At 43.0% G+C, this 23,037-nt stretch carries 20 protein-coding genes; 8 read left to right on the top strand and 12 right to left on the bottom strand.

Features of this window, described 5'->3' with window-relative positions; translation table 11 throughout:
* Positions 1-300 precede the first annotated feature (300 nt).
* On the bottom strand, positions 301-3,231 hold the full coding sequence (locus ACQKC9_RS10625; protein WP_427621756.1) for an acyl-CoA dehydrogenase: 2,931 nt from the start codon (positions 3,229-3,231) through the stop codon (positions 301-303).
* A 349-nt stretch (positions 3,232-3,580) separates the two neighbouring features.
* Positions 3,581-4,264, bottom strand: coding sequence for a RadC family protein (radC, locus tag ACQKC9_RS10620; protein WP_427621755.1), 684 nt, complete (start codon positions 4,262-4,264; stop codon positions 3,581-3,583).
* Between the two features lie 128 nt (positions 4,265-4,392).
* Between radC and coaBC the strand changes: the two genes are divergently transcribed.
* Entirely contained in the window at positions 4,393-5,802 is a 1,410-nt protein-coding gene (gene coaBC, locus ACQKC9_RS10615) for a bifunctional phosphopantothenoylcysteine decarboxylase/phosphopantothenate--cysteine ligase CoaBC (RefSeq protein ID WP_427621753.1), read from the top strand.
* 80 nt (positions 5,803-5,882) lie between these two features.
* The gene (locus ACQKC9_RS10610) at positions 5,883-6,665 is read left to right on the top strand and encodes a TSUP family transporter (RefSeq protein WP_427621752.1); all 783 of its coding nucleotides are present in this window, start codon (positions 5,883-5,885) and stop codon (positions 6,663-6,665) included.
* A 32-nt stretch (positions 6,666-6,697) separates the two neighbouring features.
* On the opposite strand, the gene ACQKC9_RS10605 is transcribed toward ACQKC9_RS10610, so the two are convergent.
* The 3 genes from ACQKC9_RS10605 to ACQKC9_RS10595 all read right to left on the bottom strand — a co-directional run bounded on the left by ACQKC9_RS10605 (position 6,698) and on the right by ACQKC9_RS10595 (position 9,709).
* Entirely contained in the window at positions 6,698-7,612 is a 915-nt protein-coding gene (locus ACQKC9_RS10605) for a histone deacetylase family protein (protein ID WP_427621751.1), read from the bottom strand.
* Positions 7,613-7,756: 144 nt separating this feature from the next.
* Positions 7,757-8,569 (bottom strand): hypothetical protein, encoded by an 813-nt coding sequence (locus ACQKC9_RS10600; RefSeq protein WP_427621749.1) that lies wholly within the window; start codon positions 8,567-8,569, stop codon positions 7,757-7,759.
* A 30-nt stretch (positions 8,570-8,599) separates the two neighbouring features.
* On the bottom strand, positions 8,600-9,709 hold the full coding sequence (locus ACQKC9_RS10595) for a hypothetical protein (protein WP_427621747.1): 1,110 nt from the start codon (positions 9,707-9,709) through the stop codon (positions 8,600-8,602).
* A 162-nt stretch (positions 9,710-9,871) separates the two neighbouring features.
* Between ACQKC9_RS10595 and ccmA the strand changes: the two genes are divergently transcribed.
* From ccmA to ccmE, 5 genes are all read left to right on the top strand, one after another.
* On the top strand, positions 9,872-10,501 hold the full coding sequence (gene ccmA / locus ACQKC9_RS10590; protein ID WP_347162858.1) for a heme ABC exporter ATP-binding protein CcmA: 630 nt from the start codon (positions 9,872-9,874) through the stop codon (positions 10,499-10,501).
* 84 nt (positions 10,502-10,585) lie between these two features.
* Positions 10,586-11,293 carry a heme exporter protein CcmB gene (locus tag ACQKC9_RS10585; protein ID WP_427621823.1) on the top strand — a complete coding sequence of 236 codons (708 nt, stop codon included), beginning with the start codon at positions 10,586-10,588 and terminating at the stop codon, positions 11,291-11,293.
* A 272-nt stretch (positions 11,294-11,565) separates the two neighbouring features.
* Entirely contained in the window at positions 11,566-12,354 is a 789-nt protein-coding gene (ccmC, locus tag ACQKC9_RS10580) for a heme ABC transporter permease CcmC (RefSeq protein WP_290175925.1), read from the top strand.
* Between the two features lie 16 nt (positions 12,355-12,370).
* Positions 12,371-12,592: a heme exporter protein CcmD gene (gene ccmD / locus ACQKC9_RS10575; RefSeq protein WP_427621746.1), complete on the top strand. Its 222-nt coding sequence runs from the start codon at positions 12,371-12,373 to the stop codon at positions 12,590-12,592.
* 243 nt (positions 12,593-12,835) lie between these two features.
* On the top strand, positions 12,836-13,336 hold the full coding sequence (gene ccmE, locus ACQKC9_RS10570) for a cytochrome c maturation protein CcmE (protein ID WP_427621744.1): 501 nt from the start codon (positions 12,836-12,838) through the stop codon (positions 13,334-13,336).
* 100 nt (positions 13,337-13,436) lie between these two features.
* Here ccmE and ACQKC9_RS10565 read toward each other — a convergent pair whose 3' ends face one another.
* The 7 genes from ACQKC9_RS10565 to ACQKC9_RS10535 form a co-directional block, all read right to left on the bottom strand.
* Positions 13,437-14,285 carry an aldo/keto reductase gene (locus tag ACQKC9_RS10565; protein WP_427621743.1) on the bottom strand — a complete coding sequence of 283 codons (849 nt, stop codon included), beginning with the start codon at positions 14,283-14,285 and terminating at the stop codon, positions 13,437-13,439.
* A gap of 328 nt (positions 14,286-14,613) precedes the next feature.
* The gene (locus ACQKC9_RS10560; RefSeq protein WP_427621742.1) at positions 14,614-15,582 is read right to left on the bottom strand and encodes a MetQ/NlpA family ABC transporter substrate-binding protein; all 969 of its coding nucleotides are present in this window, start codon (positions 15,580-15,582) and stop codon (positions 14,614-14,616) included.
* 170 nt (positions 15,583-15,752) lie between these two features.
* The gene (locus tag ACQKC9_RS10555; protein WP_057761583.1) at positions 15,753-16,439 is read right to left on the bottom strand and encodes a methionine ABC transporter permease; all 687 of its coding nucleotides are present in this window, start codon (positions 16,437-16,439) and stop codon (positions 15,753-15,755) included.
* Positions 16,440-16,458: 19 nt separating this feature from the next.
* Positions 16,459-17,229 (bottom strand): methionine ABC transporter ATP-binding protein, encoded by a 771-nt coding sequence (locus ACQKC9_RS10550; protein WP_427621740.1) that lies wholly within the window; start codon positions 17,227-17,229, stop codon positions 16,459-16,461.
* Positions 17,230-17,485: 256 nt separating this feature from the next.
* On the bottom strand, positions 17,486-19,615 hold the full coding sequence (locus ACQKC9_RS10545) for an ATP-binding protein (protein WP_427621738.1): 2,130 nt from the start codon (positions 19,613-19,615) through the stop codon (positions 17,486-17,488).
* Positions 19,616-19,700: 85 nt separating this feature from the next.
* Positions 19,701-20,423: a response regulator transcription factor gene (locus ACQKC9_RS10540; protein ID WP_057761578.1), complete on the bottom strand. Its 723-nt coding sequence runs from the start codon at positions 20,421-20,423 to the stop codon at positions 19,701-19,703.
* 260 nt (positions 20,424-20,683) lie between these two features.
* Positions 20,684-21,910, bottom strand: coding sequence for an efflux RND transporter periplasmic adaptor subunit (locus ACQKC9_RS10535; protein ID WP_427621737.1), 1,227 nt, complete (start codon positions 21,908-21,910; stop codon positions 20,684-20,686).
* A gap of 688 nt (positions 21,911-22,598) precedes the next feature.
* On the opposite strand from ACQKC9_RS10535, the gene pilG reads away from it, so the two are divergent.
* Entirely contained in the window at positions 22,599-22,976 is a 378-nt protein-coding gene (pilG, locus tag ACQKC9_RS10530) for a twitching motility response regulator PilG (protein WP_057761576.1), read from the top strand.
* The last annotated feature ends 61 nt before the right edge of the window (positions 22,977-23,037 follow it).

Genomic DNA, 23,037 nt, shown 5'->3' with positions numbered 1-23,037 from the left:
ATAATATAGTCAATATTTATTCTAAACGGTTTGTTTCCCATATGAAACAAAATATTCATGAAAGAGTTTTTAGGGTAAGCAAATATGTCAAACTATTGATATCAGACCATTGATTTCAAATCATCAAAATGGAAAGAAAGGAATAAGCTTCGTATGATTAATTAAGTTTAAAATTTCCACTAGATATAAAAAAGCCAGACTATCGTTTATAGATAGTCTGACTAATAAAAAGTGAAAGTTTTACTATAAAATCTAATAATACTCAGTTTCTAATACCAATATTAAAAACAGAATAGACCATTAAGCCTTATCATCTTCTTCGCGTGACAAAGGTGATTGACGTTCTAAAGGTTTAATATCATTATCACTTACTTCAGTATTGATCTCGTCAGGTGGTGCAATATGACGATTGTGATTATTACCCATACGCTCGTTAAGATGTGACTCAGCATCACGATGGCGATGATCGAGTGCCTCTATCTCAGGCTCTGACTCTTCAAAATCTGTCTGCGAATGTACTTCTTTAATAGTATCTTGCTCACTGACTAACTCTACATCGCCATTACTTTCGTAACCATGATTAGGATTGGCATCGCCAGTATGGTTGTCTGTATTTGCAGGACTGTCTAGATCATTAACAGCTGGTTCGTTAGTGGCTAGCTCATCGACGACAGATGCATCGGTATCCACAGCGATACCGTTTTTACTCTGAGCTTGTCTTTTTAGCTGTGCGTAATCAGTCAGTTGATGAACTGCATTTTCGAGGGCATGCGGATTGTCACGTTCTAGCGCTTCCGATAGATGCTCGTCAAACGTATCGGTCAATAATGAATCAAAACGCATGGCGTTATATTGAATCAGAACTTCTGCTTCTTCTTCGGTAATGCCGCCATTTTGACTGGCATGTACCACATGATCTTCAAAGGTTAGACCTTCAAAGCTGTCTTGATGCTCTGCCTTTTTGAACTTCTGCCACAATGGTTCGATTTCGACCAACGTCTGATAAGCATGTTCCATACGACCAGTTACATCGTCTGCATCTGTGTTGTAATAAACCATTGTTTTCAGATAGTCGCGGAACGGGTTGGCTGCAAAATCATCCATGAAAGTATCACCCAATTGACGTTTTAGCTCATCGCTTGCTGGGGTAAAGATACGTCCACTAGGGAAAGTCACAAAGCTAACCACATTGGCTGCCATACGATTCGGGAAGTTAGCGAAGAATGACACAAAAGCTTCTTGAATCGTATACAAGCTGTTTTGTAGCGCAACTTCGGCATGCAGTCGCTCAGATTCTGATTTACTACCATGCTCATAGAATTGCAAAATAGCAGTCGCAATAAATAGATGACTATGAATATCTGCTAAACGACCAGAGAGCATCTCTTTACGCTTTAAGTCTCCTGCCAGTAATCCTAATGCCATATCAGCAGTTAAGGCAAAGCTCGCACTTAAGCGGTTAATATGTTTGTAATAGGGACGGGTAAAGCTATCGGCAAAACTCGGGGCCTTATCGCTACCACCGATGTAACCTGCGACAAAGGCTTTTGCGCCACGGTTAAACGTGTAACCCAAATGCTTGAAGAAAAGGGTATCAAATTTTTCAGTGGCAGCCGCTTTGTCTTCGCTTTGTAGTAACTGAAGCTCGTCGAATAAATAAGGATGACAACGCATCGCACCTTGACCAAAGATCATGAGTGAGCGGGTCAAAATGTTGGCGCCTTCGACCGTGATAGAGACAGGAATCGCTTGATAAGGTGTCGCTAAGAAATTGCGTGGACCCATTTGCACAGCACGACCACCGACCACATCCATACCGTCGTTGACGACGCTACGCATGGTTTCAGTCGCATAGTATTTGGCCATGGCAGTCATGACAGAGGGCGTGCCACCTTGGTTTAATCCGCAAGTGACCAAATGACGGAATGCTTCTAACATATAAGTGTTACTCGCCATACGGCTAGTGGCGTCTTGTACACCTTCAAACTTACCTACTGATATCTTGAACTGTTCGCGAACTTTTGCGAACGCACCGACAGATAGATAGGTCATTTCACTGGCTGATGTCGATAGAGCGGGCAGAGAAATACCTCGACCAACGCCCAAGCATTCCATCAGCATACGCCAGCCGCGACCAGCGTTCTCGACACCACCGATGATATAGTCCAATGGGATAAAGACATCTTTGCCATCAACCGTACCATTCATAAATGGTGAACCGATTGGATTATGACGTGGTCCTGTTACCACACCTTCGTGATTAGCTGGAACGAGGGCACAGGTAATGCCGTAATCGGTTTTTTCAGGATTACCAAGCAGACCTTCAGGATCGTGCATTTTGAATGCTAAGCCAACTACAGTAGCGACAGGTGCTAGGGTAATCCAGCGTTTAGAGAAGTTCATGCGTAGGCCAAGCATTTGCTCGCCTTCGTGCATACCGTAACAGACCACACCTGTATCAGGAATCGCGCCTGCATCAGAGCCGGCTTCAGGGCCAGTCAAACCAAAACAAGGCACTTCGTCACCTTTGGCAAGACTTGGTAACCAGCGCTGCTTTTGCTCGTCCGTACCATAATGCATCAGTAGCTCACCAGGGCCGAGCGAGTTGGGAACCATACAGGTCACAGCGGCAGTCGGCGAGCGCGAAGCAATCTTGCTCATTACACGACTTTGCGCATAAGAGCTAAATTCTAAGCCGCCAAATTCTTTTGGAATGATTAAACCTAAGAAACCATTACTTTTGATAAATTGCCATGCTTCAGGTGATAGGTCTTTATCTTTATGCTGGATTTGCCATTCATCAAGCATGGCACATAAGGTTTCTACTTCATTATCGATGAAACTTTGTTCTTCTTCTGAGAGCTGCGGATAAGGATAATTGGCAAAGGTATCCCAGTTCGGCGCACCCATAAACAGCTCTTTTTCCCACCAGCTAGTACCCGCATCAAGCGCTTCACGCTCTGTATCACTCATACTTGGCATCGCACCGCCCAGCGCCTTATAAACAGGCTTAGTGATTAACGATTGGCGAAGCGGTGCAATGAGTAATACCAAGCACAGTAGTGCCATTGGTATACCCAAAATGAGCGACCATGGGCTGATAATTGCGGTGACGATAACTGTAATCAGGGCGACGATGCTACCGGTGACCCGTGATAAGGACAACAAAAAGATGGCCAAGACCACGGCTAACTGAATGATGACTGCCAAAATAAACAAGCCAATTGCCATGACTATCTCCTTTAAAGCGCTGAATAAGAAATGCGAAAAGTACGTGAGTGAAAGAGCTAACTATAATTATTTTTCGTCTTGCCATTCACTGTCTTATAAATATGTCGAATGATTTGTCAATCCATAAATGCTCGGTTCTACGTCTCTTAAGTACTAGTATTAACGGTCTAGTAAGTAATTGACAAATAAATGACAAGAATGGCTACTAATATGAAACAGTTGTCGATAACTATCAAGAGCCAAAATGCTACGCTCTGTCGATGATATGTATCAAACATAATTGTTTGCAGGTTAATCATATGTCTAGTTGGAACACGTAGCCAGCTATTATCGAAAACTAGCCAAAGAGCTAACCAAAAGGGGCAAGGCAGCTTTCTGCATAAGACAAAGTATCGTTACGTCCGACGATGATGTGATCGACAAGCGAGATATCTAATAGGTCACAGGCTTTTTTTAGCTCATAGGTCAGTAAGTTATCTGCCGTTGATGGCTTGGCATCGGTATGAGGATGATTGTGAGCGATGATAAGTTGGCTAGCAGCATGGCTTAGTGCATGTCGAAGTACGTGCTTGATGCATACCGAGCATGATGAGATGCCACCTGTAAATAGTATCTCAAAGTTTAAAAGGTTGAGGGCATTATCCAGACAGAGCACTGCAAATACTTCACGGTGCTCACCGCGCAACTGGGTACTAATATAGTCTTTGACCGCTTGTGAACGGCCGAGTGCTTGCCCAGTTTTGAGTTGACTGTCCAGATAGCGCGTACCCATCTCAAGTGAGGCTAATATTTGGGCGTACTTTGCAGGACCCATACCATGACAGGCAAGAACCGTCTGTTGAGGGGCGGCCAATAGCTCGGCTAAGCTACCAAACTGATCAATCAAATGCCGCGCTAATTCAATCGCTGATTGAGACTGAGTACCGGTGCGCAAAAATATGGCCAGTATCTCGGCATCAGACAAATGAGCTGCACCAAATTTTAAAAGTTTTTCGCGTGGCCTGTCATCCTCATGCCAGTCTTTGATCGCCATTGTCACTCCTTGAAAATGGGTTGATACTCGTTATCTGAGATAGATACGGAAAATCTTACCCAATTTATCTCATAATTGTTACTATAAGCGCAATTTTATCTTTTCACTTTTTTGTTGATGCCACGCTTATGTCCAATATTGTGCTTGCTATTACTGGCGGTATCGCCGCTTATAAATCTGCTATATTTGCCCGCTTGTTAGTTAAGGCAGGCTTTGATGTGCGCGTTATCATGACGACAGGCGCACAAGCATTTATCACACCGCTGACTCTACAAGCATTAACGGGTAACGAAGTGCATGTCTCATTGCTCGATGAGCAAGCCGAGGCAGGCATGGGGCATATTGAGCTGGCTAAATGGGCCGACTTAATCGTGATTGCACCTGCTTCAGCCAATACGCTTGCGCGTCTGGCTATGGGTATGGCTGATGATTTATTGACCACAGTGTGTCTTGCCACTACTGCGCCTGTCATTATTGCTCCTGCCATGAATCAGCAGATGTGGGCACATCCGGCAGTCAACCTAAACGTGCAAACATTGCGCGATATGAATTATCAGATTATCCAGCCAGCTAGCGGTGAGCAAGCGTGCGGTGATGTCGGAGCAGGACGATTGCCTGAGCCTGAGCAATTATTGAATGAGGTGTTACTGTTCATAGCGATGAATACAACGCCGCAATTGCTGGCAGGCAAAAGAGTGGTCATTACTGCAGGTCCAACAGTAGAGGCGATCGACCCTGTGCGTTATTTATCTAATCACTCTTCAGGAAAAATGGGCTTTGCATTGGCACGCGCCTGTGTGGCTGCTGGTGCCGACGTTGTCTTAATCGCTGGTGGTAAAGTGGCATTGCCCACGCCGCTCAATGTCACACGGATCGATGTGCTGTCTGCTGAAGATATGCTGATAGTGGCGCAGCAATGTGTGGAAGGTACGCATAGCGAGCTTCAACTAGTCTTTGAAGATGAGCATGACCATTCTCATGAGCACGATCACTCTCATAACCATACCCATTCTCACGAACATCACCATGGTGACTGTGGTTGCGGTGATGATGATGTAAGCGACCATAACGACAATCATGACTTGCTACAGTCTTATGATGACAACCAATTTGTAAAAGCAGATATCTTTATCGCGACGGCAGCCGTGGCGGATTATCGTACGGAAGAAGCTGCACCGCAAAAAATTAAAAAGACACAAGATGCCATGACGCTCAGTCTGGTTAAAAATCCTGATATTCTAGCAACGATTTCTCTTGCACATTCAGAGCTATTTGTCGTTGGTTTTGCAGCAGAGACGCAAGATGTCGAGCGTTATGCCCGTGGTAAGTTGGTCGCAAAAGATTTAGATATGATTGCCTGTAATGATGTCTCACGTGCAGATATTGGTTTTGCTAGTGATGACAATGCGATGCAGGTGTTTTTCTCTGAGCGCTATGAGCGTAACGCGGTAACACTTGAAAAGACCAGTAAAGATAAAATTGCTGAGCAACTGGCTAGCATTATTGGTCAAGCAATTGGTCAACGTAAAGATAGTTAGAGCTACAGGTGCTAAATCTGATAGCTAGCATGTAGATAGTGTGTAGATACAGACGCTGAGCCTCAAATGGTGTGACCGATATGATGAATATAGCTGGTAACGATAGCAATCAGATGCTAGTGCTGACGATCATTTTTGCGCTTGCCTCACTGCTACATGGTATTAGCGGACTTGGTGCAACGCTAGTGACGACCACTGCGCTTGCTAGTATGTACCCATTGCAACACGCCATTGTGCTAGTGATTTTCCCCTCGCTAGTTGTCAATGTGATGACCTGGCTAGTAGGCGGTGAGCGAACCATTTGGCAAAACTTTATCTACTACGGCAGACGCTATTGGTTGCTTGCGCTTACCAGCCTGCTAGGTAGTATTTTAGGTGCGAAACTATTGCTATGGGTCGATAGCGCTTATATTCTCTTATTGTTGGCCGCGGTCATTGCCTTCTACGTTGTGAGTAGTTTACTCGGCAAACAAATCCGTCTACCAAACACTAAGCCTATGTTAATTGCCGTTGGCTTTGGTGCAGGCGTCATCGGCGGCTCGACCAATGCGATGTCGACCATACTGATGATGTATTTATTGTCTGCTAGTGACGATAAAAACACCATCGCCAAAGTCGGTAACATGTGCTATTTCTTAGGAAAGATTGCCCAAATTATCGTGTTGCGTGAGCCTATCATGGCACTGAGCAGTGGTGAATGGCAGCTGATTACTTTTTTGAGTGTGCTGTCTATAGTCACACTGCTAGTTGGAATCCGTTTGCGTCGCTATTTGCCGCAAGCGCGTTTTCGTCAGCTTATTTTATTAATCTTAATCGTGCTTGGAATACGTGTCGGTTGGCAAGGTATTACCGCTTTGTTATAGCTAAAGATATAAGCCTTTTCAGCGATATCTTATTAGACCAATTCTTCAAAAAATATCTGCTGTGCCAAACGAAAGGTATTACAATGCGCTTCGACCACGTCTTCGATATCTTCTGAGTAGCCGCCACCCATCACGATAGCGACAGGGATATTGGCGGTTTTTGCTTGCTGCAGAACGTATTCATCACGCGCCTTACATCCTGCTTGTGTCAAACCAAGTTTGCCGAGCTTATCGGTAGCGAGCACGTCGACTGCAGACTGATAAAAAATCATATCTGGCGCAACCTCAGCGATTAAGCGTGGCAGCGTATCTTCTAATATCTGGAAATACTCAGCATCGCCAGTATCATTGTCTAGCTCAATATCTAAGTCTGATACTTGCTTACGAAACGGGTAGTTCTTTGCACCATGCATGCTAAAGACAAAAACGCGAGGCTCATCGCGCATGATACTGGCATTGCCATTGCCTTGATGAACGTCCAAATCGATAACTAAAATTTTCTTTGCCTGTCCACGATTTAGCAATAAATTGCTAGCGATACAAACATCATTGAAGACACAAAAGCCTTCTCCATGACCAGCAAAAGAGTGATGGGTGCCGCCTGCGACATTCATAGCCACGCCATATTGCTGAGCATATAGCGCGCACTCATACGTTGCATGGGCAATATAACGACCGCGCTCCACCAACTGCGGCGTCATCTCAAATCCGATAGCACGAGCAGCCTTGCGCGGCAGTGTTTGAGTTTTAAGCTGATACCAGTACTCTGCGGTATGGGTGGTCAAAATCTCATCTTCGCTTAAGCGAGCAGGGGCAAAGAAGTTATCTTGGCTGATCGTTCCTTCTGCTAATAGACGCTCAGGAATCATAATGTACTTTTGCATGGGGAAGCGGTGCTTTTCGGGCACGGAATAGCGAAAGACGTCAGAGTAGGCAATTTTTAGCATAAGAATTCTAGCTTAGTATTGATGGTTTTTGGATAGAAAAATAAAGGGACAAGTATCCGCTATCGTCGACTATAACTTGACTGAAAAACCAGTTTATCGAATGAACTGAGCTGTTGAACAAACTGAGTTATCGAACGGACTGAACTATTGAACAAACTGAGTCGGCAAAAAGAACGTGCGCGCGTCTGTCTGTTGACGTAGCTCTACAAGTAGCGTTTGCATGTCTTCGGCAGGGTCTTGGTTATTAACTAAGTTGCCAAATAGCTCGTTAGCGACCGTGGTCATCGCAACCACGCTTTGTAGTAAATGCTCAATGATCTCATTATCTAGACCAACCGCTTCGACATCGATAGCATTTTTGTAGCGTATCTCACCATCGTTGACATCCATCTCTAGATTACCGACTAGCATGTCATAGTTGATTTGGGTGATGAGTAGCATCGCGGCACTTTGATGACTTTCTGGTATCAAAAATGGCAAGATGCCGTAGATGGCCAATAGTTTGTTTTTTTCTTGCACCCGAAACAGATAGCCACAGTTTATTTGCTTATGACGCATTCTCAAGGATAAGTGATGCGATTTTTGGCTGTCGTTGGTTTTGGGTCGATAATGCGTGTAGTGCCATTGTTTGTCATTGAAGTATTGCTTTAAACAGTCGACGATAGGCGTATCACTTTGGTTTTTAGATTCTGCATTTGTGCTATCGGTTTTGAGTTGAGATGTATCTGCTTGTGCTTGAGCGTTATCCTGTTTGCTGCCCTGATTCGCCTCTAACTCATGAGAGATATCAGAGATATCAGAAATATCAGCTGATATATTTTTTGTATTATTAATCTCGCTATCAGCAAGTGATGCATGCCCTTGCTCGTTTGCACCATCAATGACTGACTGCGGTGCGGCAGAAGTCAGTAACCGTTTGATTTTTTGCCACAAGCTGAGTTTATTGCGTTGACTCATAATAGTATGCTGACAAGTAAGGGTTGTAAATTAATCGTGAGTGAATGCCAAGCCTTCTTTAATAGCAGGCTGTGCATAAAACGCTGCTAGCATTTCACGAATATGAGCTGTCAACCAAGGCGTCTCAAGAGCATCGTACACGATAGGCAGTAGTGTAGTGCTACATTGCTTCATAGCCGCTTCGTCAATGTGCAAACTCGCCGCAATGGTCGCCATCGTGTCAGACTGATGATTGGCATACCAAGTGTCAATGCTTGCCGAGACTAAGCTGTGCAGATATGGTGACAGTCGCAGGCGATTATAGCTTTGTTGGATACTGGCTTCGATATGGTCAATGCTACTATTACCGGGCTCATCGCTTAAATAGGTTTGTAGCTCACTGATCGGTTGGTCTTTGATACGCTCCCAGCCCATAACCATCAGGCGCGCCACTTCTTCATTTGACAAGTGTTCTTGGGCATTGGCTTCGGCTTTGCGCGTCAAATCTTTGATATTGCGATGCAAGTAGGTTTGCAGTTTTTCATCGAGGTTTCTGTTGGTCGCCTTTTCGAAAGAGCTGCGTCCAAGTTTCATCAATTTACCAACGCCACCTGCTTTATCGAGGGTGCTTTCCATAAAGTCATTGATAGCGTGATAGAGTGTTTGGGTCAATAAATCTGCAAAGGTCTCATTACCGACCAGCGTATGAATCAATATATTGCGCTGCTGCTCGTGGCTACCGATATAGTTGGCCAGCGTTTCGACTTGGGCATCATCGACCAGCTCAGACAAAGGCACGTTGTCATTGACTGGGTGATAAATAATGGTGTGCAAAATATCACGGATATCGGTACGCATCACCTCAGTCATCGGCTGATTTAACAGCCAGTCTTTCATCAGCTGCTGTAAATGATCACAGGTAATATATTTGCTTAAAGGCTGCGCACCAAACCATTGCCAAGCTTCCATCGCTAGCGGCTCAGCTTGATTGTGCAACCACTGCTGCATAAAGTTGACTTGAGCATCGATCAAGCTATCTACTGTCAAACGGCTAGCTGATGGCTGTTTTGACAAGCTAGTGTCTGCATTGTCATTTTTAGTTTCTGCAGCAGTATTAGGTTTTTGGCTATCTTGTGAAGTCGGCATAGGTTTTGAAGTCATATTTTAAAGTCGTATTTTTTTGAGGTCGTACTTTTTGAAGTCAGAGTAATCGACAATTTGTTATACTGTGTGTTTGTAGCGAGCATAGGGTATTATGCCACGAACATTACCTTTGTTTGTGATGAATATTGACTGCTGCTTGATAAATAACCAGAGGTTTTGATGACGGTTTTGGATACGCCTTTACTTGCACTTGATGAGCTGACAGTTCAGCGCGGTGAGATACCGCTGTGCGAAGGCGTTGCGTTGCAGCTATCTGCGGGTAGTATTTGCCATCTAATCGGGGCAAATGGAACCGGAAAGACCACGTTACTCATGCAGTTGGCTGGATTGTTACCTGTTTTGTCAGGTGAAGTTACTTATCAAGGACAATCGTGCCTGCCCATCCAGCCTTTATATGTCTCGCACCAGTTAGGCATCCATCCGAATTTGACAGTAGCACAAAACCTGACGTTTCTACTGAACTTATATGGCATCACGCCTCGCGCTGTTGACATTGACGATGCACTTACATGGGTTGGGCTACAAGGGTTTGAAACGATCAGCTCAAGTCATTTGTCCGCTGGGCAAACGCGGCGCATCACGCTGGCACGATTGTACTTGTTAACTCCTGACGTGACACCGCTTTGGTTACTTGATGAACCTTTCACGGCATTAGATGTCGATATGGTGGCACGTATGGAAGAGCGATTACGCGAATTTGCACAGGCTGGCGGGTCTATACTAATGACCAGTCATCAGGCAGTCGGTGTCGCCAATCAGGTGCTCGATTTGTCAAATCATATGGTATAAGTTTGATTGCTATCAGTACCATCAGTATATGTGCAAGGACAAATAATGACAGACAGTCCAATACAAGTAGGATCAGTAGCAGCCATGAATAAAAGTCCAAATGCTATTGTCGCAGTGCCTCGCAGTATTGGCTTCCTGCAGCTATGGCGACGTGAATGGCAAGTCAAGCAGCAAGGAGCGGTACAATGGTTGTATCCGTTGGTACTGTTCTTAGTGATTATCACTTTGTTTCCGCTGGCAGTCGGTAGTGAACCTGCGTTATTACAGCGTCTGAGCGTATCAGCAGTGTGGATTGCTGCGTTGTTGTCACTGGTAATGGGCGTTGATGGATTATTCAAGCCTGCGCTTGATAATGGTACGCTTGCGCAATTGGTCGTGGCCAAAGCGTCACTACCGCTATGGGTGCTGATTAGACTGGTCATTCATTGGATTTTTAGTAGTGGTATTGTGGCGGCGCTAAGTTTGCTTGCCGTGCCGTTGTTTCAGCTTAGTTGGTTTGAAGCGTGGATATTGATGGCTTCTATCGTGACAGGTAGTCCAATGCTTTTGATGCTATCCGCGATTGCCAGTAGCTTGACGCTATCGTTAAAGAATGGCGCAGTATTGGTGCCTTTGATTGCTTTACCGATGCAGTTGCCGGTATTGATTTTTGCTACGGGTGCGGTTGATTTATTCGCTTCTGGGCTGAACGGTTTGCCAATCTTGGCTCTATTGTTGGCAGGAAGTATTGTTTCTGTCTTGGTCATGCCTTGGGTGATTGCTACAACTTTAAAAATGTCATGGCTTAATTAAACGATTTGCTTGTTGCAATCCTAAAGTCCAGTTGTCGAAATTTGATTAGCTAAACCCAGTTATCTAAACCCAGTTATCGAAAACTAGTTATCTGAACCCTATGTATTAACATCATGGTGAAAACTGACAATTTTGCTATAATAGTCAATTGAATACGTAAACAGCTCTTTGTAGATTCTATCCAGTGTTTAACGCCAGCAGGTGAGTTGATAGTGGTGCTTTTATAGACCGCATCCTTTATCGCCAGTAAGCTGTGTAATAGGTTTCTTCCCATGCCCAACCTGAATAACGTCTCATCCCCTAGCTTGTGGCAGCGCATTTGGCAGGGTTTCTTGACCACTGTGGGTACCAAGCAGTTTTTTCGTATCTTTAGCCCTTGGGTCAAGTGGTTAGCGATATTAGCCGGTCTCTGTTTGCTCATTGGTAGCGTATGGGGCCTTGCTTTTGCACCGCCTGATTATCTTCAGGGTAATAGCTATCGCATTATCTTTATCCATGTTCCAGCGGCCAGTCTTGCCATTTCTATCTATTTTTCTCTCGCAGTCTTGGGGGTGATCTATTTGGTTTGGAAGATTAAGACGGCCAGTTTGGTTGCGCAGGCACTTGCCCCAATGGGCTTTTTGCTGTGTGTCATTAGTTTGCTTACAGGCTCTATCTGGGCAAAGCCAACATGGGGTACTTACTGGGTGTGGGATGCACGCCTTACGTCAATGCTGATATTGGCGTTTCTATACGCAGGCGTGATGGCGTTGTTTGCCGCTTTTGAGCATACGGCCAATCGCGGTAAAGCGGCTGCTATTTTATCTATCGTGGGTGCAGTGAACCTGCCTATTATCAAGTACTCAGTAGAGTGGTGGAATACCTTGCATCAAGGCGCGACCTTTAGCTTGACCGCCGCACCGAAGATGTCGGCAGATATGTGGATGCCTTTGTTACTGATGATTATCGGCAGCTATTTACTGGTTGCGACATTAGCGATTTATCGTACTAACACGTTGATTCTATACCGCGATCAAGGCAAAGCGTGGGTCAAAGAATACATTCGTGGTCAACACAAATAACGGCTAGGAACATACTATGCAGCCTTACTTTTATAGCGTGTCTGAGTTTTTCGCCATGGGTAAGCATGGGGTTTTTGTGTGGTCGTGTTGGGCGATAACGATCGGCGTGATGTTGGCATTTATTATTTATAGCCGCAGACAGCGACAGTCACTTATCAAACAGCTGACCATCCAGCAAGCGCGTCAAGCACAACGGACGACCAAAACCTCAACGCCTGTAACCAAACAATCTGAATAAAAATCATCTTAATATCATGGTTTTAGCGTAAGAAACCGTATTCTCACACTGACAAAAATATGACCTTGTAGGCAGTGATGAGGCTTATTGATTCGGCCGAAAAATGCTACCATATAGCGATTAGAAGAGTACGATTAGAAAGACATTTTTAGAACGTTTTTCTAATGGTAGTTTCTTCAAAATTTTCTGTTTTGTAGATTGATTATGGTTTATAAAACAGTGACTCATTAATGGGGTAGTGGTATGAATGCAGTTCGTCGGAAAAAACTGACGTGGGTTATGTTTACACTAGTAGGTGCAGCAATAGCAGTTATGTTGGTTATCTATGCCATCGGGCAGCAAACTGACTACTACTTTGATGCAACTGCGATTGCCCAAGGTGAAGCGCCTCAAGACAAACGTATTCGTGCTGGTGGTATGGTGGTTGCAGGTAGTGTGCAGCGTGCAGCAGACAATCCATTAAATGTTGAGTTTGCGATTACTGATTTTCAATCGACCGTGCCAGTGACTTACCAAGGTATCCTGCCAGACTTATTTGCTGAAAACTCAGGCGTCGTAGCTACGGGTAAAATGCAGGGCGATACTTTCGTCGCTGGGGAAGTATTGGCTAAACATGACGAAAACTATATGCCACCAGAAGTCGCCAAATCTATGAAAGAAAACAATCGCAGTGGAGCGATACCTACTTCTGAACAGTATAATCCTGCTGAAAAAATACATGAGACTGAAACGCTACAACAGTAATGATTGTGAGTTTTTATACCACATAAAAAAGCCACCGATAATCGGTGGCTTTTTATTGAGCTTTGTTTAGCTAATCAGCTAATCGTACTTATTAACCCTATTAGTCATCCCATACTGGACTATAGTCAGGATGTTCAATTTTACGACCGTCAGAGCTGGCTAGGTTACCGATTTTTTCTAACTCATCTGCACTTAACTCAACTTTAATGGCATCTAGATTGCCTTGCAAGTGATCAGGGTTAGACGTTTTTGGAATAGCCACACGATGCTTGTCTGATAAGATCCAAGCTAGTGAAATCTGTGCTGGTGTTACGTTATGCTTATCTGCAATCTCTTTAATTACTTCGTTATCAAATACATCACCACGCGCTAATGGCGAGTAGGCCTCTAGTAGAATATGATGATTATTCAAAAATGTCTGCAATGTGTTTTGCTTAATGAACGGATGAAACTCTACTTGGTTCACGACGATAGGCACATCAGCATATTTCTTGGCTTCAATGATATTAGCGATATTGAAGTTTGAAACACCAATGTGACGCGTCAAACCTTGCTTTTGTAGTTCACATAGCGCAGGAATGGTCTCAAATAATGGCACGCGGTCATCAGGCCAGTGTAATAGCAACAGATCAACATAGTCCGTACCCAAATCTTCCAGAGAACGCTTCGCTGCTGCGACCAGTTTTTCTGGTTCAAACTTCATATCATCTGGAAAAATCTTGGTAGTTAAAAAGAACTTATCACGAGCCACGCCTGACTGTCTGATACCTTCGCCAACTTCCTTTTCATTGCCATAAGCTTGAGCGGTATCGATATGCTCATACCCCATTTCCAACGCTTTTTTGACCACGTCTATGCAATCTTGTCCAGTTGACTGCCAAGTACCTAGCCCTAGGATTGGGATATTTGCTTGTCCAGCGGTACGAATATTATAGTTTTTAGCGCTCATATTATTATCCTTGTTATGTGTATCTTATAATTTTTCATTAGTTTTAAATGTCATCAATAGTATGGTCTAACGAGTAAATTACTATTGAGCATGTCTACTATAAGAAAAACCAAGGACAAGTGGAAGCGTGAGTGACGGTTTCCTACAAAGGGCAAACAGGCTGTAACGTGATTTTTGATAGTTATTTAATGCACAGTTAGTCTTTTGATAACGGTACTGGAAGATAGCACTCCCAAAATAAAAAACAAAAAAACGCCCATCACTCTAAGTAATGGGCGTTTCTATTAATCATAACACCTAAAAAACTAGGTGCTTTTGATTTGAAGTCTTACTGAGCAGCAGCTTCTGGAGCATCAGCGCTTTCAGTTTTAGCAGCAGTGTCCGTATGTGCGCTGTGGTCAGTCCCCCAGATTTTTGGGTACTTGTAACCAGGGAACGTTTCATGAGCATACTTTTTGAAAGCCTCTGAATTATAAGCGTTGGTCACATCTTCAACCCATTTTTTACCAGTATCAGCAGATTTGATCGCTGACCAGTTTACATAAGCAAAGCTTGGCTCTTGGAACAATGCTTCGGTCAATTCGATACCAGAGTCAGTAGCATAGTTACCGTTGATAACTGCGAAGTCAACTTCATCACGCGCGCGTGGTAATTGAGCAGCTTCTAGTTCAACGATTTCGATCTCGTACTTGCTGTTATCAGCGATATCTGCTTTTGATGCTGTCAATGGATCGATGTTGTCTTTCAATTTGATCCAGCCAAGATCATTCATCATAACCAAAGCACGTGCAAAGTTACTAGGATCGTTTGGTGCAGAGACACTCATACCTTTAAATGCAGCGTCAAGGCTGGTCTTTTTACCTGAGTAAATGCCAAGCGGAGCCGTTGGTACTTGGAATGCTTCTACTAGATCAAGATTGTTTTCTTTTTTGAAATTGTCAAGATAAGGCTTGTGCTGGAAGATGTTGATATCCAAATCGCCTTCAGCCAATGCAAGGTTAGGACGGACATAGTCAGTAAAGGCAATCAACTCAACTTCATAACCTTGAGCTTCAAGCGTGCTCTTTACTTGGTTACGAACCATATCAGCAAAATCGCCTTCAGTCGTACCGATAACGATTTTGGTATGATCAGGATCGATATCGCTAGCGGCAGTTTCTGCAGTGGCACCTTCGGTTACTGGCTCTTTAGTCGCTTCTGGCGCTGATGAATTGCTGCAACCGACTAAGACTAGACCTGATACACCAACAGCGGCAAATGCGGTAGCTAACTGACGGCTGATATCTGTTAATTTCATAATATGTCCTTAATAATGAATGGGATTGAGTAGAACGTTTATCGTCTGAACATTAAAAAAGCAACATTATAAATAGTAATGCTGCTTTTGTTGTAAGAGCTGAGATAAGGGTTGAGTGTTGCCAAAAATAAACCTAGTCGCTCGTAAAGTCAAGTATTCTCTAAAGCGGCTTAACGTTTGTCTAAACGATTGGCGAGCCAGTTACCAGAGGCTTGAATCGAGACGACCATGATTGATAATACAATTACGATAAAAATCATTACCTCGGTTTGATAGCGATAATAGCCATAACGAATGGCTAGATCACCCAAACCGCCACCACCAATCATACCAGCGGCAGCTGAATAAGAGAGCAAGCTGATACAAAGAATAGTGACTGACAATACTAAACCTGAGCGCGCTTCGTTAAGTAATACTTTAATAATGGTAAAAGGTCGTGCACCCATCGATTCGGTTGCTTCGATAATACCGCGCGGCACTTCACGTAAATTTTGCTCGACCAAGCGCGCAAAATAAAACGAACCGGCGATAGCAAGTACCAGTGATGCAGCAATCGGTCCGATACCCGTACCAACGATGGCCTTGGTAAACGGACTCATCGCAATCATCAAAATCACGAAAGGGAAGGCACGCATAAAGTTGGTAATACCACCAAGCACACCGTACAACGTCTTGTTTTGCAAAAACTGTCGATCACTAGACAAAAACAAAAATACGCCAAACAGTCCACCGATGACGATTGCGACTGTGGTCGAAATACCGAGCATCACAAACGTATCAATAAACGCGCTCACGATCTCTTTGCGTAACACAAGTAGCTTGTCTATAGAGGCGGATAATTCAGTACCAGTTAACATATCTATTTCTCCTGCCTCATTAGTCCTCGACGACTAGGCCTTTGCCAATCGGGGTGGTTGCTTGAATCAGACCATCTTGCACAGCCGCAACTTCTAATAGTTGTCCTTGATGCAATAACGCTGCGCGATCACAAAGTCTACGAATAACACTCATCTCATGGGTCACGATGACGATAGTCACGCCAAGTTGCTCATTGATATCGCGCAGACAAGTCAGCAAACTACGGGTCGTTGCAGGGTCAAGCGCACTGGTTGGCTCATCGGCCAACAATACTTTTGGACTAGGGGCAATCGCGCGGGCAATACCCACACGCTGTTTTTGTCCACCTGATAGCTGCGCAGGATAGTGACCAGCTCGATCGGTCAGATCGACAATCGCAAGACAATCCATGACGCGCTTATGAATGTCGCGACTTGGATAACCAGAGATTTTTAAGTTAAATGCCACGTTGTCAAAAACCGTTTGATTAGACATCAGATTAAACTGCTGAAAAATCATACCGATATTATGACGGGCAATACGCAGCTCACTGGCAGACAGCGTGGTTAGTTCAGTACCGTCTATCACGACTTGACCCGAATCTGGACGTTCAAGCATGTTGATTAGGCGCAATAAGGTAGATTTACCTGCACCTGAATAACCCATTAGACCAAAGATTTCGCCTTGTTTGATAGTCAGAGATGTCGGCTCAACAGCGGTAAACCAATGTGGTTTGCCGTCTTTGTCTTTGATTGATCGGTCGCTTAAAAAACTTTTGGTCACATCGTTTAAGACAATCATGTCATTCATGGAGGGCTCAAAATTTAATAAATTTTTTAATGGTTAAAAACGCGTCCTCAGGCCTCTTTCAATATGTAAGAAGCTTGTCAAAACGACAACAGTCAATAACCGTATAATAAGGGGCGGTAATATAGCATATTATCAGGCACTTTGGATATGCACATACGTGTCCGGCTTATGATTAATAGCTATTAAGAATAAGCAGTTAAAATGGCAAATGTGAAGGTGACAGCGTGATAGCTATCTATATAACGATGGGGATTGATTACTCGTGATAGTTGTAATGAGGGTCATGATGAATTGGGATGGTCACCAAAAATCTAGTATGACCATTTAGCGTATCTGTAATAATGCGTCCTTGATGGGCGGTAACGATTTGTGAAACTAGGGATAACCCTAATCCAGAGCCTTTATTTTTTTGCTGTAAACGTACAAATGGGCTAAAGACTTCTTCTCGCTTGCCTTCAGGGATACCGGTGCCTTCGTCGATTACAGCCAGCACAGCATATTTCGGCAAAGGACGTTCAGGTTCAGTTTTGGCTTTTTTCATATGCTTAGCAAATAAGCCTTCTTTACGCACGACTGCACCTGAGCTCTCATTATTTGAGCTATTAGATTTAGCATCATCTTTCGTATTATTTGAGCCATTATTTTTAGTAGCGGTATCAGTAATAGATTTATCTAATTTTTGAACACTGTTCTCGATGAGAGTGCCAGTATTCTCGCCTTCTACGTTGCTTATAGAATTTCTTGATGCTACTTCAACCAAGCCAGCGTTGTTATTATTATCAGTGTCGCTAGCAGGTTCAGTAGAGTCTGGAACAGCTTTCCAAATAACTTTCTTAATTCTGTCAGTTAATTCACTGGTAAAGCTGTAATAGTCAGCAAGTAGTGATGATTCGCCAGTAGTAGGTTGAAGTTTGTTAGCATTGTCTATCGAGCTTTCATCTGAAAGGTCGTTATCAAGGCTGGCATCGTCATTGCTCTCGTTGTTCTCATTGCTGGCAGCTATATCTTCACCGTTTTTGTAGATAGTCGGCGTCGGTAGCTCTGCTACTGAGTCAGTTGTTTCTGATTTGTTTTTATCAACCGAACTAGTAGCTTCATGCTTAGCGGCTTGGTGCTCAACTACTTTGACATCAGCATTTTCTTCATAATCGTCAAAGTCTAAACTGTTGTAATCGACAAAGCTACTGCATAGCACTGTTTGTAATAGATAGTCGGGTACAGTTCCGGCTTCTTCTATGCTTTGAACACCGTATAGCAATACCGTAACAGGCGGCTTGCCATGTAGCATAGCGTTGGTAAGTAAATTACGAATTAAGTGAGTCAACATTGATGATTGACCATCTATTACGATGTGCTCACCAATCAGCGTGGCTTCAGGGTAATGCTGACGCTCTTGATTTACCAAATCGTATAAATCGAGGTTTTCAACTTGCTGTAAGGCATGTCCCGCATCCAAACGGCTAACCAGTAATATGCTTTCTACTAAGTCATTAAGACCTGATAAGTCTCTATTGATCGCTTGTGCCCGTTTATCAAACTTTGCTTTGGTATCAGTTGGTAGTGCACCAGCCAACATATCCATCATTTCAATCTGTAGACGGATACGCGTAATAGGTGTGCGTAGCTCATGAGAAGCATGTGCCAGTAGCAAGTTATTGGCATCAATTAAGTGTTCAATTTTTTGTGCCGCTTGGTTGAATCCGCGTGCTAGTGCAGCGATTTCATCATTACCACGCGCATTTACTCGCACCGTAAAATCACCATCACCCAATTGAGTCATTTGTTGGCTTAACTGGTCAATACGCCATGTCATCGTCCGTGCAATCAACCATAGTACACCTGCCATAATGAGTAGCAGTAGTAGCGTACCAGTGAACAAGTTCAAGGCTGCCGAAAGGACAGGTTTTTTAGGCGTGAGACGTGATTCATACAGTAAGGTATAACCTGTACTGCTATACACTTGGGCTTGTTTGGTAGGTGATGTATCTGCAAGTGACGGAAAAACACGTGAGAACAAAGACGGAGTAGGGGGAAGCTCTAGGGGTAGGTCGCTATTGTCAGTTTGCATAAGCAGCCGACCTTCGCTGTCATACAGACCCATTTTTGCTTGCAGTGATTCATCAAAAATATCGAAACTTTTCTTAACGACAGCCAGCATAAAACGCGACTGCAAACGATTGTCCTTGCTGATAGAAATATTTAATTCGTGCAAGAATGGATCGATTTGGCCCAGAATCTGTGTGGCTAATATCTCTGAGCGAATACCCGCATCTTTATCATGAACAAGTTGGGTCAACAGCACCATTGCCACAGCAAATAAAGTAAGTGCCAGCATAACGCTGGCAAATAGTTTGGCAAATACGGAACGAAAACCCAATTGCTGCATTAAACGATCTCTATTATTAAACGCTTGTACTGATTCATGGTATAGAGTTTACACCATGAGTCAGCTAATTAGGCATCCCTTATGATTACACCTGATCAGTGGCAAATTGATAGCCGACGCCACGTACGGTAATAATACGTTTTGGCTGGCGTGGATTGTCTTCGATCAAAGCACGTAGACGCGAAATATGTACATCAATCGCACGGTCAATGTTGTCTGAGCTGTCATCGTTTGGCATCGCTTGCCAGAGTTGCTCACGATTCAACACCTTGCCAGAGTGAGTGGCAAAGTAGTGTAACAACTGAAACTGATGCGTGGTTAGACGTACCGGTTGGTCATCGATAGTGACTTCATGACTATCAGGGAACACACTCAAACGACCAAAGGTTAAGCTGTCTGATTGGCTATCGGCTTGATTTGGTTGCTCATGACGACGAATAACCGCACGAATACGAGCTAAAAGCTCACGTGGCTCAAAAGGCTTGGCGATATAATCGTCAGCACCCATCTCTAGCCCCAACACGCGATCGGTTGTATCACCTTTTGCGGTCAGCATGATAATAGGTACTTTATTTGTCATGTTGTTCTTGTTGCCACGAATCTTTTGACATACTTGCATACCGTCCATATCAGGTAGCATAAGATCCAATACAACCAAGTCAATATCGCGCTCTTTGGTGTCTAATAAGTCGAGACCTTCTTGACCAAGTCCAGCATGATGCACGTCATAATAGTTCATGGTCAAATAATCGCTGATCAGCTCAGCCAAATCTGGATCGTCTTCAATCAATAAAATCTGCTTACTCATGGGATGTCCTCTAATTGTTATTGTGATTTATAAAAAGTATAACGTTTCTGGTAATGATGAGCTGTTGGAAATAATAAATAATTAAACTATTAAGCCTCTACGTTTTCAAATATACAGAATAGCGCATAATTAAATGTGAGTCGTATTTTAATACTCGGATAATGCTATATATAGTAGGGTCATATTGCCTAATTATGCTGTTACAAAACAAGAGAAGCTTTGTTAATGTTTCTACGCAATGTAACTGTCAGCATAAGCTATTATGACACAATGACTTTTTTACCTTTAGAATCAACAGGTAAGTCAGCCAAACAAATCAAGCTATCATTGCTCACACCTGCTATCAAATACTGCTGCGTAGTAGGATCGTATTCAACTACTTCAATAGGTTGACGCGTTAGACGCTGATCTTGACCTATAATCCAAACATTCGCCGTCAATGGTTGTAGCGGCATATAAGGAGGAGTTTGTAACTCTGTTAGGTCGACGTCATGTAGCGCGCGCTTAGGTACGATAGTGCCAACATCTATTTGACCATAATTGACACGCCCTGTAACTTTCATATTTGGCAGTAACTTATCGCGACTAACTTCGTTGTCGATGACATTAACATAGACTAAGAGCTTTTTAGGCTGACTGGTCGATACCAGTTTGCTGACCTGTCCCGTAAACTTGTTTGAGATACCTTCGGCGGTAAAATTGACCGTTTGTCCCACTGAAAGCTGGGGTTTTGCTTGTATAGGCAGGGTAGCCATAAAGTGCAGCTTGGTCTCGTCACTGATCTGTAGTAGAGACGCGCGCGCCGCTAGCTGTTGTCCTGCATCAGCAGATAAGCTTTCTACTCGCCCTGAAAAACTAGCATGAATGGTAATCGAATTATACTGGGTATCTTGTTCAGCCGTATTAATGTCTGCATTTTGATTAGTAATGTTGCTATCAGTATCTATCGCAGAATTTGCTTCTAGCGTTTTGTCACTCTCACTATCAGTTTTTCTTACAACAGCGATATCTGCGTCTGGCGCAGCTTGTGCGGAATTAGCACCAGAATTCTGCGCGTCTTCTGGATTGGTTTTATTAACATCGTTTGATTCTACATTATCTTGTTCAGGCTTTTTCAAACCTTCAGCTTTGCTAGCCGTGCCCACACGCCTAAATACGAGCAATGGCGTGCCTTTTTCTACCCATTGACCTTCACTGACCAGTGTCTCTTCTATACGAATCGGATGTACCGCAACAAATGTGGTCTGCTTGATAGGTTCGATATTACCTTGTAATCCGAGACTCGGCTGATACCTTGAAGGTTTAATACTCAAGATATGTTCTGGTGTCATTGTGACACTATCGTTTGTGATGATAAGTGGCGTGTCAGCAGTCTCTGCTTCAGTATCAGTAATGGCCGATTCATTTATAGGTGATGGCTGACAAGCAGCGATAAATAGCACGCTGAATAAATAAAGGCTTTTTCTTAAATGTTTAGAAGCGGTCATAGCAGTCACCATTGTAATCGTCATATTATTATATAGTGAATTGTAACGCGGTGGAACGACTGTAAAATATTTACTAAGCTTAAGAAAGTTGATAACTCAGTATTGAGAAGAGTTGAAGTTATACCTTTAATAAATAAGAACAGCTATTTGTGATACTAATGAGTTCGAACATAATTTTGCTAATTACTGGAAAAGCAATAATAACTATGCTAAAACAAACACTATAAAATATACTGATACATTTTTATTACAAATGAAAATTATCCAGTAATATCATTGCCAGCTATATACAATATAAAAATATAATAGTGCTGCCTACTATTATCTAAATTCCAATTTATTTATATATCAAAAATTGGATTTATAGTTAATTAGAAGTATTGTTATATTTAACTTTTTATTGGATATGCGCAGGGTAAGTTAACTTATTAAAGGCACTCAAATAACCCTAGATTTTGTAAGATTAATAATAATAAAGTGCGTATAGTACGCTATATTGATACCGAGATTAGACAGTAGGCATCAATTGTAGAAGATTCGCTGTCATCACAAATTTCAACGCAGACAATGCAAATATAGGTACTTATATCAATCTGACAATAGATGATATAAAAGTTTAAAATAGCCAAGAAAATTTTGTATTGCTAGATAGCGTTACGAACAAATAGTCGTTTACAGGACAATGAGAATGGAAAATAATTTTGAAGGTTTAAAAGTAATGGTAATTGATGATTCAAAAACCATTCGCCGTACTGCAGAAACTTTATTACAAAAAGCGGGCTGTGAAGTAGTGACCGCTATCGATGGTTTCGATGCGTTAGCAAAAATTGTAGATAACAATCCAGATATTATTTTTGTCGACATTATGATGCCACGTCTAGATGGATATCAGACTTGTGCGCTGATAAAAAATAACCCTGATTATGCCAATAAACCTGTAATCATGTTGTCATCTAAAGATGGTCTATTTGATAAAGCACGTGGTCGTATTGTAGGTTCTGATGAGTATCTGACAAAGCCATTTAGTAAAGATGAGCTTTTTGATGCCATTAATCAGTACCGTTAATCGAATAAATATAGACTTACAGGGAGTGATTGATATTATCGCTCCAGATTATTCAATACTG

It is taken from the genome of Psychrobacter sp. NPDC078409, from assembly GCF_050268505.1.
In the GTDB taxonomy this organism is placed as follows: domain Bacteria; phylum Pseudomonadota; class Gammaproteobacteria; order Pseudomonadales; family Moraxellaceae; genus Psychrobacter.
This window is presented reverse-complemented; position numbering and strand designations above follow the sequence as displayed.

Excerpts from the sequence above, each read along its gene's own strand:
- ACQKC9_RS10625 (WP_427621756.1), bottom strand. The coding sequence starts at position 3,231 with ATGGCAATTGGCTTGTTTATTTTGGCAGTCATCATTCAGTTAGCCGTG.
- radC (WP_427621755.1), bottom strand. The coding sequence starts at position 4,264 with ATGGCGATCAAAGACTGGCATGAGGATGACAGGCCACGCGAAAAACTT.
- coaBC (WP_427621753.1), top strand. The coding sequence starts at position 4,393 with ATGTCCAATATTGTGCTTGCTATTACTGGCGGTATCGCCGCTTATAAA.
- ACQKC9_RS10610 (WP_427621752.1), top strand. The coding sequence starts at position 5,883 with ATGATGAATATAGCTGGTAACGATAGCAATCAGATGCTAGTGCTGACG.
- ACQKC9_RS10605 (WP_427621751.1), bottom strand. The coding sequence starts at position 7,612 with ATGCTAAAAATTGCCTACTCTGACGTCTTTCGCTATTCCGTGCCCGAA.
- ACQKC9_RS10600 (WP_427621749.1), bottom strand. The coding sequence starts at position 8,569 with ATGAGTCAACGCAATAAACTCAGCTTGTGGCAAAAAATCAAACGGTTA.
- ACQKC9_RS10595 (WP_427621747.1), bottom strand. The coding sequence starts at position 9,709 with ATGACTTCAAAACCTATGCCGACTTCACAAGATAGCCAAAAACCTAAT.
- ccmA (WP_347162858.1), top strand. The coding sequence starts at position 9,872 with ATGACGGTTTTGGATACGCCTTTACTTGCACTTGATGAGCTGACAGTT.
- ACQKC9_RS10585 (WP_427621823.1), top strand. The coding sequence starts at position 10,586 with ATGAATAAAAGTCCAAATGCTATTGTCGCAGTGCCTCGCAGTATTGGC.
- ccmC (WP_290175925.1), top strand. The coding sequence starts at position 11,566 with ATGCCCAACCTGAATAACGTCTCATCCCCTAGCTTGTGGCAGCGCATT.
- ccmD (WP_427621746.1), top strand. The coding sequence starts at position 12,371 with ATGCAGCCTTACTTTTATAGCGTGTCTGAGTTTTTCGCCATGGGTAAG.
- ccmE (WP_427621744.1), top strand. The coding sequence starts at position 12,836 with ATGAATGCAGTTCGTCGGAAAAAACTGACGTGGGTTATGTTTACACTA.
- ACQKC9_RS10565 (WP_427621743.1), bottom strand. The coding sequence starts at position 14,285 with ATGAGCGCTAAAAACTATAATATTCGTACCGCTGGACAAGCAAATATC.
- ACQKC9_RS10560 (WP_427621742.1), bottom strand. The coding sequence starts at position 15,582 with ATGAAATTAACAGATATCAGCCGTCAGTTAGCTACCGCATTTGCCGCT.
- ACQKC9_RS10555 (WP_057761583.1), bottom strand. The coding sequence starts at position 16,439 with ATGTTAACTGGTACTGAATTATCCGCCTCTATAGACAAGCTACTTGTG.
- ACQKC9_RS10550 (WP_427621740.1), bottom strand. The coding sequence starts at position 17,229 with ATGAATGACATGATTGTCTTAAACGATGTGACCAAAAGTTTTTTAAGC.
- ACQKC9_RS10545 (WP_427621738.1), bottom strand. The coding sequence starts at position 19,615 with ATGCAGCAATTGGGTTTTCGTTCCGTATTTGCCAAACTATTTGCCAGC.
- ACQKC9_RS10540 (WP_057761578.1), bottom strand. The coding sequence starts at position 20,423 with ATGAGTAAGCAGATTTTATTGATTGAAGACGATCCAGATTTGGCTGAG.
- ACQKC9_RS10535 (WP_427621737.1), bottom strand. The coding sequence starts at position 21,910 with ATGACCGCTTCTAAACATTTAAGAAAAAGCCTTTATTTATTCAGCGTG.
- pilG (WP_057761576.1), top strand. The coding sequence starts at position 22,599 with ATGGAAAATAATTTTGAAGGTTTAAAAGTAATGGTAATTGATGATTCA.